Raw genomic sequence first — 16,161 nt, forward strand, 5'->3', positions numbered from 1 at the left:
ATAACTCTACCCCGCTAGTTCCCGCGCACCATGCGCCGGAGCCTGCCAAGGTACTCGCTGATGCGTTTCTCGGCCCCGTGGTCGGTCGGCTCGTAGTACACGGCGTCTTCCAAACCGTCCGGAACGTACTGCTGCTCCACCACTCCCCGGGGATCGTCGTGGGGGTACTTGTAGCCGACGGCGTGGCCCAGCGCCTTCGCGCCCTCGTAGTGTCCGTCGCGCAGGTGCGGCGGCACCGGCCCCACGCGGCCAGCGCGGACATCCTCCTGCGCCCGCGTGATCGCCTGGATCACCGACGGCGACTTCGGCGCGGTGGCCAGGTGGATCGTCGCCTGCGCCAAGGTGAGACGAGCTTCGGGCATGCCGATGAACTGCACCGCTTGGGCGGCGGCGGCAGCGGTCTGCAGCGCCGTGGGGTCCGCCATGCCGATGTCCTCCGAGGCGTGAATAACTAAGCGCCTGGCGATGAACCGGGGGTCCTCCCCCGCCTCGATCATGCGCGCGAGGTAATGCAGCGCGGCGTCCACGTCCGACCCGCGGATCGATTTGATGAACGCGCTGGTGATGTCGTAGTGCTGGTCGCCGTCGCGGTCGTAGCGCACCACCGCGCGGTTGACGTTTTGCCGCACCACGTCCTCGGTCACGGTGCCGCCCGCGGGCACCGCTTCCGCGGCAGCCTCCAAATATGTCAACGCCCGCCTCGCGTCGCCGCCGGCCAAAAGGGTCAGCTGGTCGAGGGCCTCACCGTCCACCACCACGTCGAGCGCCTCGTCCACGGCGCGACGCAGCACGGCGCGGATGTCGTCGTCGCTCAGCGGCTCCAGCTTCATCAGCAGCGAGCGCGACAACAGCGGCGCCACCACCGAAAAACTCGGGTTCTCCGTCGTCGCGGCGACCAGGAGAACGGTGCGGTTCTCAACCGCCGCAAGCAGCGCGTCCTGCTGGGTCTTAGAGAACCGGTGAACCTCGTCGATGAACAGCACCGTCTTCTCGCCGCGCACAAGGTCGCGCCGGGCCTGGTCGATCACGGCGCGGACTTCCTTCACGCCAGATGACAGCGCCGAGAGCCCGACGAAGTTCTGCCCCATCGTCTTTGCAATCAAAGAGGCGATCGTCGTCTTACCTGTGCCGGGCGGGCCGTAAAGAATCACACTCGCCGCGCCGGATCCTTCCACCAGCCGCCGCAGCGGTTTACCCTCGCCGAGCAGGTGCTCTTGCCCCGCGACCTGTTCCAGGGTCTGCGGCCGCATGCGCGCGGCCAGGGGTGCGTCGCTCGAGACTTCGAAGAAGCTTGAGCCCCGCTGGCTTATCGACGCCCCCTTATCCGCCCCTTCATCCCCAAACAATCCGCCTTGCGTCATCGCCGCGTCTGTCTCCGTCTACGCCAACCGCGCGGCGACCTGGGCCGCAAAATCAGAGATAACCAGGTAGGCGGTGTCGCGCCCGGTGCCCGCGTAGCTGGCGAGCGCGTTGAACGTCTCGCGCAGGTCCTCGCGGACAAGTTGCTCCTCGTCGGTAAACGGCCCCTGAGACGCCGGGCGCAGCACGTCGCCCGAGGCGTCGAAGTCGAGCTGGTCCACCGCTTCGGAGGTCAGCTCGAGGCCAGCGCGGGCGAACTCCGCGGCGAGTTCGGTGTCTGCCTCACTCAACTGCCGGAAAGCCACCGGGTTGAGCATGCTCAGACTAGACAGCGCCCAGCCGATCATCGCGCCTGTGATGCGGGCTTGCAGCGTGTCTTCGTGGTTGAGCAGCGGCCAGGTTTCGCGCACCTCGCGCAACCAAGCGTCGATGAACGCCCCCGCCGCCTCGTCGCTGTAAGGCCGCGGGGAGACGTAGAGCGGGAACCCCGTCAAGACGAAGGCGACGTCGAAAGACGCATCGCGGAAACCTGCCCACTCGTAGTCCAGGAACTGGGTACCGCTCGGTGTGTACAAGACGTTGTCGGGGCTCAGATCGAAGGGGGTAAACGCGCGCAAGCCACCCCGCAGCAGGCGCGACTGCAGGTTCGCCGCCGCGACCGACACCTCCGCCGGAACGTCAAAACCGGCGTTTGCCAGCATCGACAGTCCCAAGCGGATTCGGTGGGACAGCAACCGATCGCGCACGCGCTGCACTTGCTGCGCGTCTGTCTCTGCCCGCGTCATGCGCGCGAACAAGACGTCGAAGGCCTGCTCCTTGCCGGCGGTGCCGGCGTGCATGCGGCCGAGCGCGGTGCCAAGGTTGCGCAGGATGTTGATGTGCTGCTCCTCGTCAGCGCGCTCCAGCATCTCCGCGAGGGTGTCGCAGTCGCCGACGTCGGAGAGCACGATCATCCGCTCGTCCATGTCGTAGGCCAGCAGCACCGGCCCGGGCCGGACATCGCTGCTGAGAGACGTCGCGAATTGATACGACACCACTTCGCGTAGAAACGCAGCGTCGTCAAGCGGGAAGCCCGTTGTCGGCGCGTGCTTGACCACCACCGAACGGTGCTGCAGGAACGGGTTCGTTGCCACCTTGGCCCGGTAGACGGCCGCGACGCCGGAACCGGACAGGCGGGCCACATCCCCCAGTTTCTGCGTGCCGCCGTAGCGGCGGGTCAGGATGTCCTCAGCGACCGCGATCGCCGCGTCCTGGTCCATGTGCGCTACCTACTCGGCGGTGCCTTCAGCCGGCGCCTTCTTCGGCTTGAAGTCCACACCGGTCTCGGCGCGCTGGGCTGCAGGGATCGGGCCCGGTGCGTCGGTCAGCGGGTCGACGCCGCCGCCGGACTTGGGGAACGCGATCACGTCGCGGATCGAGTCGAAACCGCCGAGCAGGCTGACGATGCGGTCCCAGCCGAACGCGATGCCGCCGTGCGGCGGGGCGCCGTACTGGAAGGCGTCGAGCAGGAAGCCGAACTTCTCCTGCGCTTCCTCGGCGCCGATGCCCATCACGTCGAACACGCGCTTTTGCACGTCCGCCTGGTGGATACGGATCGAGCCGCCGCCGATCTCATTGCCGTTGCAGACGATGTCGTAGGCGTAGGCGAGCGCCTCGCCCGGCTCCTTGTCAAAGGTGTCCAGGTACTCCGGCTTCGGCGAGGTGAACGCGTGGTGGACAGCAGTCCACTTGGAGTGGCCCAGAGCCACGTCGCCGGAAGCCGTTGCGTCAGCGGCCGGCTCGAACAGCGGCGCGTCCACAACCCAGGTAAACGCCCAAGAGCCCTCTTCGATCAGGTCCAGCTTGCGGGCGATCTCGCCGCGGGCGGCGCCCAGCAGCGCGCGGGAGGCCTTGGTGTCGCCGGCGGCGAAGAAGATCGCGTCGCCCGGCTTCGCGTCGACGTGCGCTGCGATTCCCGCCTTCTCCTCGTCGGTGATGTTCTTCGCCACCGGGCCAGTCAGCTCGCCGTCCTCCTGCACCAGGATGTACGCCAAGCCCTTGGCGCCGCGCTGCTTCGCCCACTCCTGCCACGCGTCGAGCTGGCGGCGCGGCTGGGAAGCGCCGCCCTGCATTACGACAGCGCCGACGTACTCGGCCTGGAAGACGCGGAACGTGGTGTCCTTGAAAAACTCGGTGCACTCCACCAGCGGGATGTCGAAGCGCAGGTCGGGCTTGTCCGAACCGTAGCGCTCCATGGCCTCCTTGTAGGTCATGCGCGGAATCGGAGTCTGAATGTCGTACCCGATAAGCTTCCACAACTCGACCAGGATCTCCTCCGCCAACGCAATAACGTCGTCCTGGTCCACGAAGGAGGCCTCGACGTCGAGCTGGGTGAACTCCGGCTGGCGGTCAGCGCGGAAATCTTCGTCGCGGTAGCAGCGGGCGATTTGGTAGTAGCGCTCCATGCCGGAGACCATCAGCAGCTGCTTGAACAGCTGCGGGGACTGCGGCAGCGCGTACCAAGAACCCGGCTTCAACCGCGCGGGCACGAGGAAGTCGCGCGCGCCCTCCGGGGTGGAGCGGGTCAGCGTCGGGGTCTCAATCTCCACGAAATCGTGGGAGTCGAGCACCCTGCGCGCTGCCTGGTTCACCTTCGCGCGCAGGCGCATCGCGTTCGCTTGGCGCTCGCGGCGCAAGTCGAGGTAGCGGTACTTCAGGCGGGTCTCTTCGCCCACCTCGGAAGACGATGCGTCCTCGATCTGGAACGGCAGCGCAGCGGACTTGTTCAGCACTTCCAGCTCGGTCGCGTTGACCTCGATCTCGCCGGACGCGAGGTTCGCGTTCGCGGAGCCTTCCGGACGCGGCTCAACCACGCCGGTGACCTTCACCACGTACTCGCTTCGCAGGTCGTGGGCAGCCTCGGCTACCTCGGACTCGCGGAACACCACCTGCGCCAAGCCGGAGCGGTCGCGCAGATCGATGAAGATCACGCCGCCGTGGTCGCGTCGGCGCGCCACCCAGCCGGTAAGGGTGACGGTTTGTCCGTCGAGTTCTTTGTTCAAGTTCCCCGCAAGGTGAGTGCGCAGCACGGCTTAATCCACGTCCTTCCACGTGATGGCAAAAGTTAACGGGCAAGAGTCTACCGCGCTGGGTTACCAACATGCGTTGGGGATGTTTGGCAGAATGCTTGCCATGACGTTTAGAGGCAATGCCAGCCAGGGCGCGAACCGCCGAGTGCAGACCAGTGTCGGCGGTGGCCGCGGAGCCGCGGGAGGCGGCGCGGGCGGACTCCTCGCCCTGCCGTTATTGCTCGGCGGCGGCGGAATCGGGTCCCTGCTTATCGTGCTGCTGCTGTTCTTCCTGTTCTCCGGCGGCGGCAATTCCACCCAGTCGCAGGCGCCGGGTACAGACCAGGGCGGCTACAACTTGGACCACTGCGACACGGCCAACGCCGCCAACGAGTACACCGACTGTCTTGCCGCGGCGACGGTGATCTCCGTCGACGAGGTGTGGTCGCGCGTGCTGCCGGAGCAGGCCAGCCTCGAGTACCGCGAGCCGGGCATGCACATCTTCAAGCGCGACGTCACCACCGGCTGCGGCTACGCCACCGCAGACACCGGCCCGTTCTACTGCCCGCGCGATGAGACCGCCTACCTCGACGTCTCCTTCTTCGACCAGCTGCACCAGCTCGGCGGCAGCTCGGGCCCGCTCGCGCAGGCCTACGCCACCGCCCACGAGATGGGTCACCACATCCAGAACATCGAGGGCACCCTGGGCTTGAGCGATTATAAGAACCCGGGCGAGGATTCCGCCGCCGTGGCCATCGAGCTGCAGGCTGACTGCTACGCCGGCTTGTGGGCGCACTACGCCCAGCAGGACGGCAGCCTCGAGTCTGTCTCTGACCAGCAGTTGAACGAGGCGATCCAAACCGCGCAGGCGATCGGCGACGACAACATTCAACGCCGCTCCGGCGGCGAGGTCGACCCGGACGCGTGGACCCACGGTTCCTCAGAGCAGCGCGGCGAGGCGTTCATGTCGGGCTACCAGACCGGCAAGATGTCCGCCTGCGACACGTTGAACCGCGGCGTCTACAACAGCTAAGCGCCAGCGCGATGGCTACCCAGGAAACTGCCGCGGCCGCCCCTCCCAGCCGGGCTGTCGAGTTCCTCGCCTCGTTCAACGAGATCGAGGGCTTTCTCCGGGACGCACTGGAGGCAAAGAAAACCGACTCATTCAAGTGGATGTGCACCCAGGCGGCCAAGAGCGGCGTGCTGACGCGTGGGCAAGCGGACGACCTGAAGGAGTTCGCTGAACTCCGCAACGCCATTAGCCACGGTGAGTACCGGGACTTCAAACCGATTGCCGAGCCGCTTGCGGAAACAGTTGCGGACATACAGCGCATCCGGGACTCGCTCATCTCCCCCACGACCGCGCTGCAGGTGGTCGGCCAAGATCAGCGGGTGGTGACGTTCTCGCCCGACGCCGCAATCGGCGAGGCGCTCCGAGCGCTCACCGAGACCGGCCACACCCAGTTCCCGATCTACGAGGGCGGCGAGTGCGTAGGACTGCTCACCACGAACGCCATCGCGCGCTGGGTCGCCGCGGAGCTCACTGGCGGCGAGGTGGCGGAATCGACCACCATACGCGAGGCGCTCAAACTCTCCGGCCAGCACGACCAGCCGGTGTTTCTGCCCCGGACAGCACCTGCCGCCGCCGCGGTGGAGGCGCTCACCACCCCCCTTGCATCGGGTGCGCTGCCGCGCCTCGCCATCATCACAGAGCACGGGAACAAGGATCAGCGCCCCATCGCCGTCGTGGGCGCTACCGACATCCCCGCGCTGTCAGCCACGTTCTAGCACCGCCAAAGGAGGGCTCATGACAACTTCGACGAAGCCGGCAAGGAAACGCAACACCGTCAGCGTGATCGACCTTTTCTCCATAGGCATCGGTCCCTCGTCATCGCACACCGTCGGCCCGATGCGCGCGGCGCAGGCGTTGATCGAGGATCTCGGCGTCCAGCCGGCGAAAGTGCGGGTCGAGTTGCGCGGCTCGCTGGCGGCAACCGGTGTCGGGCACGGCACCGACCGCGCAGTGCTGCTCGGTCTTGTCGGCTACACTCCGACGACCACCAGCGCCGACATCGCCCCGAAGCCGGGCGAACCGATCTCGCCGGAAGGCGTGATCGAAGGCCCCACCGGCGAGGTGGCATACGAGATGGTTTTCAACCCACTCCCTGTGGCCGAGCACCCGAACTGCCTCGTGTTCGACGCCTGGGACGCAGACGGCACCCAGCTGGTCAGCGGCAAGGAGTACTTCAGCATCGGCGGCGGGTTCATCCTGGATCGCGCGGGCATGGAGAAGCACCGCAACGAAACCGGTGTCGCTGCCGTCGCGCACACCGACGCAGTGCCCTACCCCTTCGACACGGGCGCCGACCTCGTTCGGATCTGCAACAAGACGGGGCTGACGATCGCGGAGGTGATGCGGGCCAACGAGGAGCACATCCACAGCCGGACTGAGCTCGATGCGCACCTGGACGCCGTGTGGGACGTGATGCAGGAGTGCGTGGCCCACGGCCTGAAAACGGAAGGCACGCTGCCCGGCGGTCTCAATGTCCGCCGCAGGGCCAACCGTCTGCACCGGCTGCTCACCGCCGAGTACGAGGCCTCGACGGCGCGCGGTCTGGATGCGATGGAGTGGGTGAACCTGTACGCGCTCGCCGTGAACGAGGAGAACGCGGCGCACGGCCAGGTGGTCACTGCCCCCACAAACGGCGCGGCCGGCATCATCCCCGCGGTGATGCACTACTGCCGAGATTTCACCGACGATTTTGACCGGGAGCGCGCGCACGAGTTCTTGCTCACCGCCGGCGCGATCGGCGCGATTATCAAAACCAACGCGTCGATTTCCGGCGCTGAGGTCGGCTGCCAGGGCGAGGTCGGCTCGGCGTCTTCCATGGCAGCGGCCGGCATGTGCGCAATTTTGGGCGGCACCCCGGCGCAGGTGGAAAACGCCGCCGAGATCGCGCTCGAGCACAACCTCGGCCTAACGTGCGACCCAGTGGGTGGGCTGGTGCAGGTGCCCTGCATCGAGCGCAACGCCATCGGCGGGGTGAAGGCGATCAACGCGGCCCGCTTAGCCAAGCTTGGCGACGGCACCAACATCGTCACCCTCGACGACGTCATCGAAACGATGGCGTCGACCGGTCACGACATGATGACCAAGTACAAGGAGACCTCGATGGGCGGCCTCGCCGTGCAGCTCGGCCTGCCCGTGAGCATTACTGAGTGCTAATCGCCTCGATCACCGCAGCGGCGTCGAGGGCGACCTGGCGCTGCGAGTGGTCGTGCAGATCCTTGAGCGTCACCTCGCCGCTTTCGAGCTCGCGCTCCCCCAGCACCAGCGCATAGTGCGCACCTGAGCGGTCGGCGCCTTTCATCGCGCCCTTCAAACCTCGCCCGCCGTAGGACATGTCGGCGGCGATGCCGGCGGCCCGCAGGGCGTCGACAAGCAAGCTCATGCGCTCCGAGGCCTCATCGCCGATGGCGACCCCGAAAACGTCGACGCGCGAGTCCACGCCCTCCAACGTCACGCCCTCAGCCTCGAGTGCGAGCACGGTGCGGTCAACGCCGAGTCCGAAGCCGATGCCGGAGAGGTCTTGGCCGCCGATCTGCGCCATCAGACCGTCGTAGCGGCCGCCGCCGCCGATGCCGGACTGCGCGCCGAGCCCGTCGTGAACGAACTCGAAGGTGGTCTTGGTGTAGTAATCGAGGCCGCGCACCATGCGGGCGTTGATGACGTACGCCACGCCCATCGCATCGAGCGTCGCCGTCACGGTGTCGAAGTGGGCGCGGCAACCGTCGCAAAGGTGGTCCAGCATGAGCGGCGCGTCGGCGGTCATCTCGCGGACCTCGGGACGCTTGTCGTCCAGCACGCGCAGCGGGTTGATCTCCGCGCGGTGGCGTGTTTCTTCGTCCAAATCCAGGTCGAAGAGGAACGCCTGCAGCTTCTCGCGGTATGCCGGGCGGCACTCGCCGCAGCCCAGGCTGGTCATCTCGAGGCGGAAGTCGGTCAGCCCAACCGCGCGGTAGCAGCGGTCCGCGAGCGCGATCACCTCGGCGTCGAGCAGCGGGTCGTCAACTCCGATAGCCTCCACGCCCACCTGCTGCAGCTGGCGGTAGCGGCCGGCCTGCGGGCGCTCGTAGCGGAAAAAAGGCCCGTAGTAGTTGAGCTTCACAGGCAAGTAGCCGCGATCTAAGTTGTGCTCGATCACTGCGCGCATGACACCCGCAGTACCCTCCGGGCGCAGGGTGACCGAGCGCTCCCCGCGATCTTCGAAGGTGTACATCTCCTTACTCACCACGTCGGTGGACTCGCCCACGCCGCGGGCGAACAGCGTAGTGTCCTCGAACACCGGTAGCTCGATGTGCTGGTAGCCGGCTAAGCGGGCTTGGCGGGCAAACTCGTCGCGCACGCGGATGAACGTGGCGGATGCCGGCGGGACGTAGTCGGGCACGCCCTTCGGAGCGGAAAGGGCCTGGAACTTCTTCTGCTCAGTCACAACGATTGAGCTTAGCGTCCGCGGTTGGCGGCGCGGAGGTACGGGTTGGACGCCCGCTCAGCGCCGATCGTGGTAGCCGGCCCGTGACCGGGGAGCACGGTCAACGCGTCGTCGAGTTCCCACACCGGGCCGCGGAGCGACTGCGCCATCGCGTCCGGGTCCGAGAACTCCAAGTCGGTGCGCCCCACGGATCCGTTGAAGAGGACATCGCCCGAAAACACCAGCTCCTTACCCACCAGCAGCACGCAGCCGGGCGAATGGCCTGGTGCGTGGCGCACCGAGAGCTCCATCCCGGCGAGCTGAAGCGCCTCGCCGTCGACGATGTCGATCACGCGCGCAGGCGTTTCCATACGGCTGGCGTTGAACGCCGCGCGTCCGGCGCTGGGTACCGACGTTTCTCCGGCGAGCATGAACGCGTCGTCCGGGTGCATATACACGTCCACCCCGAGACCGGCAGCGTCGCGCACATGGTCCAAGTGGCCGTGCGTGCACACGACAGCGGTCAACGTAGCGCCCTGCTCTTCGAACTGGCGGCGCACATGCTCGCCTGCCCCGAGCCCCGGGTCCACCGCGAACCCTTCGCGCGTTTGATCATTAATCACCACATAGCAGTTTGTCTGGTACGGGCCGACGACGAATCCAGCGATGTTCATGCATGCGATACTATTTCACCGTTCAACACCCGTTGGGCGCACGCACAACGCAATCCACGAGGGAATCGAGGTCTGGTCACGGTGGCTACGAATGAAGAGCGCGGCAAGCAGGCGCTTTCGAACCTGGAGAAGGAACTGAACTCGCGAGACCGCAAGCAGCGCCAGCGTCCGTGGGTAACGGCAGCGGCATCGCTGGCTGTCATCGCGGCGCTCGGCGGCGGCATCTACTTTGCGGCTACCCAGAACAGCGACGAGGACGTGACCGCCTCCGAGGAGACCACGGAGTCAACCGCGACCGAGACCGAAGAGTCCACCTTCGACGCGTCCGAGTATGAGGCTCTGTCAACCAAGCGCGCCGTCGCGCTGCCCGCCACGGTGAACTGCACCTACACCGAAGACGGCGACGACGCGAACTTCGTCGGACTCCCGCCGGCCGAGGGTGTTTCCACCGAGGGCACCGTCACCGTGGACCTCGAAACCAACCGCGGCCCGATCGGCATGGAACTCGACCGCTCCGTCTCCCCCTGCACTGTCAACGCCATCGAGTACCTGGCTCAGGACGGTTACTTCAACGACACTGTCTGCCACCGTCTGACCACCTCCGACGGGCTGAAGGTGCTGCAGTGCGGCGACCCGAGCGGCACCGGCGCCGGCGGCCCGGGCTTCCAGTTCCCCAACGAGTTCCCCACCGACGAGGTTATCGACGACGTGGATCTCTCGGCCCTCGGTGTGCCGGAAGATGCCTCCGACGAGGAGAAGCGCCAGTACGCCTCCATGATGTTGCAGGATCCGAAGCGCTACGAGCGCGGCACGATCGCAATGGCGAACGCGGGCATCGACACCAACGGTTCTCAGTTCTTCCTTAACTACGGTGACTCGGTTCTGCCCCCGCTCTACACGTACTTCGGCAAGATCAGCGACGAAGGTCTAGACACCTTAGACGCGATCGCCGAGGTAGGCGTCGAAGGCGGCGCGTCCGACGGCGCCCCGGCAGAAGAAGTCAAGATTCAAAGCGCGGCGGTGAAGTAGCAAGCACGCGAATACGACCCTTGCGGATTCATAAGGGACTGTTAGGATACTCAAGGTCACAAGAAGACGCCGCCAAAAGATTGGACTTCCCATGCAGTACCGTAAGAGCCTCGTCGCTGCCGCCACCGCTGCCGCCGTTCTGACCTCGGGCGTTTCCGTTGCGCAGGCGCAGACCCCGCAGGTGAACAAGGAAACGACGGCCAACCAGACCACGAACAAGAAGAACGAGTCGTCTTCCAGCAACGGCAACAAGCCGACCGCGAAGGAGATCCAGGACTGGATCGCTGTGGCTACCGCGCTTGTCGGTCTGCTCGGCACCATCGCGGCGTTCGCGCAGAAGTACCTGCGCCCGTAGCCACTACGGTTCGCTCGATCGCCCCAGCTCTTAGCTCGGGGCGATTTTGCTTATCGACGCCCCTGCCAAACAGCTAACCCGCCACCCTCTCCTTCGCGGAGACAGTGGCGGGTTAATTGGTTTCTTAAGCTAACGCTTAACGGCCGAGGTAGGCGATCGGGCCGAGCAACTGGTCGATCGGGAACGCGAAGATCAGCGTGAGCACGCTGAGGACACCGACGACCGCGGCGATGATGGCGCCAAGGTTCGCATCCGACGAGCCGGAGGTCTGAGACGGCGCAGCCGAGTCAGACTTCGCAACGGTCACGGGCATCGTGATGCTGGTTTCCTTGTCGGTCGTGATGGTCAGCGTCTGCTCACCGGACACACCCGCCGGGATGTCGATGGTCACGGTAGCGCGCCCCTGCTCGCCGTAGCCCTTGTCGGCGTCGGTGACAGTGTTATCCACCTTGGCCGTCGCTTCAGCGCCGCCGATCTTCACGGTGACGTTCTCAGCCTTCGGCTCACCCTCGGACGAGTACGACAGCGAGGTCAGCTTGATCTCGTTCTTCTGCCCAGCCTTCAAGCCACCTTCCGGCAGCACCACGCCGACATCCTTTTGGCCGGAACGAACTGTTGCGTCGCCCGACTCCAGGTAGTCGACGAACGCCTGGAGGTCGTTGTAGCCGACATCGTTGCGGTCGCGGAAGTTCTCCGCGCCCAAGAAGCCGTCACCCCCGTCGAAGAGGAAGGTGGAACCAGCGACGGTGTAGTCCTTGTTCGGATCGACCTCCTTACCGTTGATGGTGATGCTGGTGATCTTCTCGCCGCGCGGAGCCTCCGGGTTGTAGGTGTAGGCAACGTTGTCCGACAGGCCTAGGTCGAGGCGCGGACGACCGGACTTCGCGGCCGCTTCCTCGCTCTGCCACTGGTTCTCAAGCATCTCCTTGATCGCAGCGCCAGAGACGGTGGCCACGGCAATGTTGTTGCCGAACGGCTGTACGTCAAACGCCTGTTTGTAGGTCACGTCACCTTGGGCGAGGTCCTCACGAACGCCGCCCGCGTTCATGATGCCGAAATCAATGTCCTGAGCGAGGAACTCCGACAGCGCGGCAACCGCAGACTGGGCGATCATGTTGTTCGCAGTCGATTCGGTGCCGCGGTTGGAGCCCGGAGCCGCAGCCGGGTTGGAGCCGCGCTTGAAATCAGCGTCAATCGTCGCCACAACCTGATTGCCAAGAACATCAGCCTGCTCCTTGGCCTTGGCCACGATATCCGCAACCGCTGCGTCAGGCTCGATACCCAGCTCATTCAGGTGCGAAGCGTCGTACTGCTGGGCGTCCTTCTTCACGATCTTCTTCTCGGCCTTGTCGTAGGTGAGAACCAGGTTCGTGACAACCTTGCCGTACTCCTGCGACTGGGCAAAGGGCACCGGAGCCTCGAGGTCAAGACGCTTGATGTGGTCGTCGCCGCCGAAAACGAAGTCAACGTACTGCTCGTTCAGCTTCGCTGCGCTGGTGTGGGCGGGGTCGTGGATGAGCGCGATAACGAGATCAGCCTTGCCATCCTTCTTCAGCTTTTCCGCCTCGACGTTGACCTGCTCAGCAGAGTCAGTGATGTTCAGGTCCTTGACGTTGGCCGGGTTCGACTTCGAAACTGTCAGGTTGGAGGTGGTGCCAACGAGGGCCACCTTGACACCGTCGACGTCAACGATCTCGTAGGGCTTGGTCTCGCGGGTGCCATCGGTCTTGAACACGTTAGCGCCGAGCTGGGTGATGGTGCCGTCAACCTCGGTGCCCGGGACGATTCGGTTCATCAGGTCCGCGTAACCCTTGTCAAACTCGTGGTTACCGATAGCCGTGCCGTTGACCTTGATCGCCTGCAGGAACTCCATCGTGTACTTATCGTCCGAGATGGCCGACACGAACGCGGAGCCACCCTGGTTATCGCCGGAGGTGGTGACGAGCGTGTTGGGGTTCTGCTCGCGGAGGTAGTTGATGATGCCTGCGACGTTTGCGGCACCCATCTCGTCGCCTGCCTTCGGAGTGACTTCCCCGGTTTCCCTGTTCTTGCTCAGGTTCGCCTCGAGGCGGCCGTGGAAGTCGGTGATGTTGGCGATGTTAAAGGTGACCTGGTCGGCCTCAGCGGCGAAGGCGGCCGGAGCGCCGGTCAGGACAACGGCGGTGGCGGTGGTGGCGGCAATCAGGTTGCCAGCGCGACGGAACGAGAACATTGAAACTCCTTGGCAGGTGGTACAGGTGATTCACCTGTCTTTGTAACCTCACAAAAAGTTTCCTGCAGGAAGCTGCCAGGGCCTTGTGATTGCGAGCTGGGGCGCTAACTTCACCGACACGAAAAATTCATGTACCGGCAACCTTTCGGGGGTTGCTGAACGCTACGCCGTCACACGGTAGATGTCGAAGACACCCTCCACGTTGCGGATCTGGTTCATGATCGATCCCAGCTGCTTGACGTCCGACACTTCCACCGTTAGACGGACCGTCGCAATCCGGTCCTCGCTCGCTTGCGACGATAGCGCGACGATGGGCAGCTTCTGCTCGCTGAGCACCCCGGTCATTTCGGCGAGGAGGCCGTGGCGGTCGAGCGCCTCCACTTGGAAGGTGGCGAGGGTGGCGCTGCCGTGGCCGGTGGAGTTGGCCCACGCGACGTCGATAAGCCGCTCCGGCTCCTCCTTCAGCTTCGCCGCGTTCGTGCAATCCGCCCGGTGGACTGAAACTCCCCCACCGCGGGTGACAAAACCGAAGATGGCATCCCCTGGCACCGGCTGGCAGCACTTGGCCAGCTTCGCCATCACATCGGGCGAGCCTTGGACAAGGATGCCCGGGCCGTCGCTGCGGGAGGCGCGGTGAACCAGTTCCGCGATTGGCGTGCGCGAAGCGAGCGCATCGATTGCCTCGTCCTCGTTGCCGAACATCTCCACCAACAGCTTCGACACGTGTTGCGCCGAGACGTTGCCGGCACCGATCGCGGTGTAGAGCGCGTCAACGTCCGGGTAGTGCAGCTGCGTGGCCACGCGACGCATGGATTCAGCCGTGAACAGGCGGTGCATAGGCAAGCCACCGCGCTGCACTTCGGCGGCAAGGGCGTCGCGCCCCGCCTCCAAGTGCTCCTCGCGGCGCTCTTTTGCGAACCACTGGCGGATTTTTGCCTTCGCTCGCGGCGAGACGACGAATTCCTGCCAGTCACGCGACGGACCCGCGTTCTGGTCCTTTGAGGTAAAGATCTCCACCCGGTCGCCGGATTCCAGCTCCGATTCGAGCGCTACCAGCTTGCCGTTTACTTTTGCACCGATGCAGCGGTGGCCGACCTCGGTGTGGACGGTGTAGGCGAAGTCCACCGGGGTCGATCCGGCGGGGAGGTTCACCACATCGCCCTTTGGCGTGAAGGCGAAGATCTGCTGGCTGGTCAGGTCGTAGCGCAATGAGTCGAGGAACTCGTTCGGGTCGGCGGCTTCCTTCTGCCAATCCAAAAGCTGACGCATCCACGCCATCTGATCGACTTCGGCCTGGTCGCCCTTGTGCGAACCCTTAGTCTCCTTGTAACGCCAGTGCGCGGCGACGCCGAACTCAGCGTTGTAGTGCATCTCGTGGGTGCGCACCTGCACCTCGAGCGGCCGACCAGTGTCCGTCATCACCGTGGTGTGCAGTGACTGGTAGACCCCGAACTTGGGGTTGGAGATGTAGTCCTTGAATCGGCCCGGCATTGCTGAGTAGATCGCGTGGACCACGCCGACTGCGGCGTAACAGTCGTGGACGTTGTCCACCAGCACACGGATGCCGACGAGGTCAAAGATCTCGTTGAAATCGTGGCCGCGCACCACCATCTTCTGGTAGATCGACCAGTAGTGCTTCGGCCGCCCCATGACTTCGGCCTCGATGCCGTTGGAGCGTAGCTCGCGCTGCAGCTGCGAGGTGATCTCGTTCAGCGCCCGGTCACGCGAAGGTGCTCGGTCAGCGACGAGGCGGACGATCTCCTCGTATTTCTTCGGGTAAAGAATGGCGAAGGCTAAATCCTCCAGCTCCCACTTCACGCTCGCCATACCGAGGCGGTGCGCCAGCGGCGCGATGACGTCAAGGGTCTCGCGAGCCTTCTTCGCCTGTTTTTCCGGCGGCAAGAACCGCATGGTGCGCATGTTGTGCAGACGGTCGCCGACCTTGATCACCAGCACGCGCGGGTCCTCGGCCATGGCGACGATCATCTTGCGGATGGTCTCCGCCTCCGCGGCCGCGCCCAAGGCCACCTTGTCCAACTTGGTCACGCCGTTGACTAAGCGGGCGACTTCGGGGCCGAACTCCGATTCGAGCTGCTCGAGGCTGTACTCGGTGTCCTCCACCGTGTCGTGCAGCAGCGCTGCCACGATCGTGGTCGTGTCCATACCCAGCTCCCCGCAGATTGTGGCCACGGCAAGCGGGTGCGTGATGTAGGGATCGCCGGATTTGCGGTACACGCCTTCGTGCAGCGTCTCTGCAGTTTCGTAGGCGCGGTTGAGCAGTTCAACGTCGGCCTTCGGGTGGTACCGGCGGTGGATCGACAGCAGCGGGTCCAGCACCGGGTTCGTCTTCGGCCGCCCGCCGCCGGTGAGCGACCGGGCCAACCTTGCCGAAACGCTTCGCACGCTCGGCCCCTGGCGCTTTACAGGACGATCATGCGTCACCGCCGTTTACCCCTCCCCGCCTACTGGCCCAGCACGACAAGCTTGCCGTCGCCGAGCTTTTCGCGCCCGCCGAGACCCTCCACTTCGAGGACGACCACGTAGCCCACGACTTTGCCGCCGGCGCGTTCAATGAGGTCGGTTGCCGCGACGAGGGTGCCGCCGGTGGCCAACACATCGTCGACAAGCACAATGCTCTTTCCCGCAATGTCCATGCCGTCCGAGGGGATCTCGAGCGCCGCGGTGGAGTACTCCGTGGTGTACTCCTGGGTGATCACCGGCGGGGGCAGTTTGCCCTTCTTGCGTATAGCGAGGATGCCGAGGCCCATCTCGTAGGCCACCGCGGAGCCGAGCAGGAAACCGCGCGCGTCGAGACCGCCGACGAGGTCTGCGCCGAGCTCGCGGCTCGCCTGCGCCATTTCGTCGATGACGATGTTCAGCGCGTCCGGGTCGGCCAGCACCGGGGTCAAGTCCTCGAACAGGACGCCCTCCTCCGGGAAGTCCGGCACGCGCCTGATCTTGTCCGCGAGCGCTTCCTTAGCCGACTGGTATTTGTTGGTTTCTAGAGCCATGG

At 65.1% G+C, this 16,161-nt stretch carries 13 protein-coding genes; 5 read left to right on the top strand and 8 right to left on the bottom strand.

Features of this window, described 5'->3' with window-relative positions:
* Positions 1-14: 14 nt before the first annotated feature.
* Genes V6D40_RS00870 through aspS form a run of 3 tightly spaced genes read right to left on the bottom strand, consistent with a single transcriptional unit; the run spans position 15 to position 4,427 of the window.
* Positions 15-1,361 carry a replication-associated recombination protein A gene (locus V6D40_RS00870; protein WP_334265145.1) on the bottom strand — a complete coding sequence of 449 codons (1,347 nt, stop codon included), beginning with the start codon at positions 1,359-1,361 and terminating at the stop codon, positions 15-17.
* Positions 1,362-1,379: 18 nt separating this feature from the next.
* Positions 1,380-2,618 carry a phosphotransferase gene (locus V6D40_RS00875; protein WP_334265146.1) on the bottom strand — a complete coding sequence of 413 codons (1,239 nt, stop codon included), beginning with the start codon at positions 2,616-2,618 and terminating at the stop codon, positions 1,380-1,382.
* Between the two features lie 9 nt (positions 2,619-2,627).
* A complete protein-coding gene (aspS, locus tag V6D40_RS00880; RefSeq protein ID WP_334265147.1) occupies positions 2,628-4,427 on the bottom strand; it encodes an aspartate--tRNA ligase in 1,800 nt (599 codons plus the stop codon).
* A gap of 103 nt (positions 4,428-4,530) precedes the next feature.
* Between aspS and ypfJ the strand changes: the two genes are divergently transcribed.
* Genes ypfJ through V6D40_RS00895 form a run of 3 tightly spaced genes read left to right on the top strand, consistent with a single transcriptional unit; the run spans position 4,531 to position 7,632 of the window.
* Positions 4,531-5,439: a KPN_02809 family neutral zinc metallopeptidase gene (ypfJ, locus tag V6D40_RS00885; protein WP_334265148.1), complete on the top strand. Its 909-nt coding sequence runs from the start codon at positions 4,531-4,533 to the stop codon at positions 5,437-5,439.
* Between the two features lie 11 nt (positions 5,440-5,450).
* Positions 5,451-6,194, top strand: coding sequence for a CBS domain-containing protein (locus V6D40_RS00890; RefSeq protein ID WP_334265149.1), 744 nt, complete (start codon positions 5,451-5,453; stop codon positions 6,192-6,194).
* Positions 6,195-6,213: 19 nt separating this feature from the next.
* Positions 6,214-7,632: an L-serine ammonia-lyase gene (locus V6D40_RS00895; protein WP_334265150.1), complete on the top strand. Its 1,419-nt coding sequence runs from the start codon at positions 6,214-6,216 to the stop codon at positions 7,630-7,632.
* On the opposite strand, the gene hisS is transcribed toward V6D40_RS00895, so the two are convergent.
* On the bottom strand, positions 7,619-8,899 hold the full coding sequence (hisS, locus tag V6D40_RS00900) for a histidine--tRNA ligase (protein WP_334265151.1): 1,281 nt from the start codon (positions 8,897-8,899) through the stop codon (positions 7,619-7,621). The genes V6D40_RS00895 and hisS overlap by 14 nt on opposite strands.
* Before the next feature lie 11 nt (positions 8,900-8,910).
* Positions 8,911-9,552 carry an MBL fold metallo-hydrolase gene (locus V6D40_RS00905; RefSeq protein WP_334265152.1) on the bottom strand — a complete coding sequence of 214 codons (642 nt, stop codon included), beginning with the start codon at positions 9,550-9,552 and terminating at the stop codon, positions 8,911-8,913.
* Positions 9,553-9,633: 81 nt separating this feature from the next.
* Here V6D40_RS00905 and V6D40_RS00910 point away from each other — a divergent pair, with 81 nt between their 5' ends.
* On the top strand, positions 9,634-10,581 hold the full coding sequence (locus V6D40_RS00910; protein WP_334265153.1) for a peptidylprolyl isomerase: 948 nt from the start codon (positions 9,634-9,636) through the stop codon (positions 10,579-10,581).
* A gap of 91 nt (positions 10,582-10,672) precedes the next feature.
* Entirely contained in the window at positions 10,673-10,936 is a 264-nt protein-coding gene (locus tag V6D40_RS00915) for a hypothetical protein (protein ID WP_334265154.1), read from the top strand.
* 136 nt (positions 10,937-11,072) lie between these two features.
* Here the strand turns inward: V6D40_RS00915 and V6D40_RS00920 are convergent, their stop codons facing one another.
* From V6D40_RS00920 to V6D40_RS00930, 3 genes are all read right to left on the bottom strand, one after another.
* Entirely contained in the window at positions 11,073-13,148 is a 2,076-nt protein-coding gene (locus V6D40_RS00920; RefSeq protein WP_334265155.1) for a 5'-nucleotidase C-terminal domain-containing protein, read from the bottom strand.
* A 162-nt stretch (positions 13,149-13,310) separates the two neighbouring features.
* Positions 13,311-15,590, bottom strand: coding sequence for a RelA/SpoT family protein (locus V6D40_RS00925; protein ID WP_334265156.1), 2,280 nt, complete (start codon positions 15,588-15,590; stop codon positions 13,311-13,313).
* A gap of 20 nt (positions 15,591-15,610) precedes the next feature.
* Positions 15,611-16,159: an adenine phosphoribosyltransferase gene (locus V6D40_RS00930; RefSeq protein WP_334265157.1), complete on the bottom strand. Its 549-nt coding sequence runs from the start codon at positions 16,157-16,159 to the stop codon at positions 15,611-15,613.
* Positions 16,160-16,161: the final 2 nt, after the last annotated feature.

Source organism: Corynebacterium sp. Marseille-Q4381 (assembly GCF_036881695.1).
In the GTDB taxonomy this organism is placed as follows: Bacteria; Actinomycetota; Actinomycetes; order Mycobacteriales; family Mycobacteriaceae; genus Corynebacterium.

Excerpts from the sequence above, each read along its gene's own strand:
- V6D40_RS00920 (WP_334265155.1), bottom strand. The coding sequence starts at position 13,148 with ATGTTCTCGTTCCGTCGCGCTGGCAACCTGATTGCCGCCACCACCGCC.
- ypfJ (WP_334265148.1), top strand. The coding sequence starts at position 4,531 with ATGACGTTTAGAGGCAATGCCAGCCAGGGCGCGAACCGCCGAGTGCAG.
- V6D40_RS00875 (WP_334265146.1), bottom strand. The coding sequence starts at position 2,618 with ATGGACCAGGACGCGGCGATCGCGGTCGCTGAGGACATCCTGACCCGC.
- V6D40_RS00895 (WP_334265150.1), top strand. The coding sequence starts at position 6,214 with ATGACAACTTCGACGAAGCCGGCAAGGAAACGCAACACCGTCAGCGTG.
- V6D40_RS00870 (WP_334265145.1), bottom strand. The coding sequence starts at position 1,361 with ATGACGCAAGGCGGATTGTTTGGGGATGAAGGGGCGGATAAGGGGGCG.
- V6D40_RS00905 (WP_334265152.1), bottom strand. The coding sequence starts at position 9,552 with ATGAACATCGCTGGATTCGTCGTCGGCCCGTACCAGACAAACTGCTAT.
- V6D40_RS00930 (WP_334265157.1), bottom strand. The coding sequence starts at position 16,159 with ATGGCTCTAGAAACCAACAAATACCAGTCGGCTAAGGAAGCGCTCGCG.
- V6D40_RS00890 (WP_334265149.1), top strand. The coding sequence starts at position 5,451 with ATGGCTACCCAGGAAACTGCCGCGGCCGCCCCTCCCAGCCGGGCTGTC.
- V6D40_RS00915 (WP_334265154.1), top strand. The coding sequence starts at position 10,673 with ATGCAGTACCGTAAGAGCCTCGTCGCTGCCGCCACCGCTGCCGCCGTT.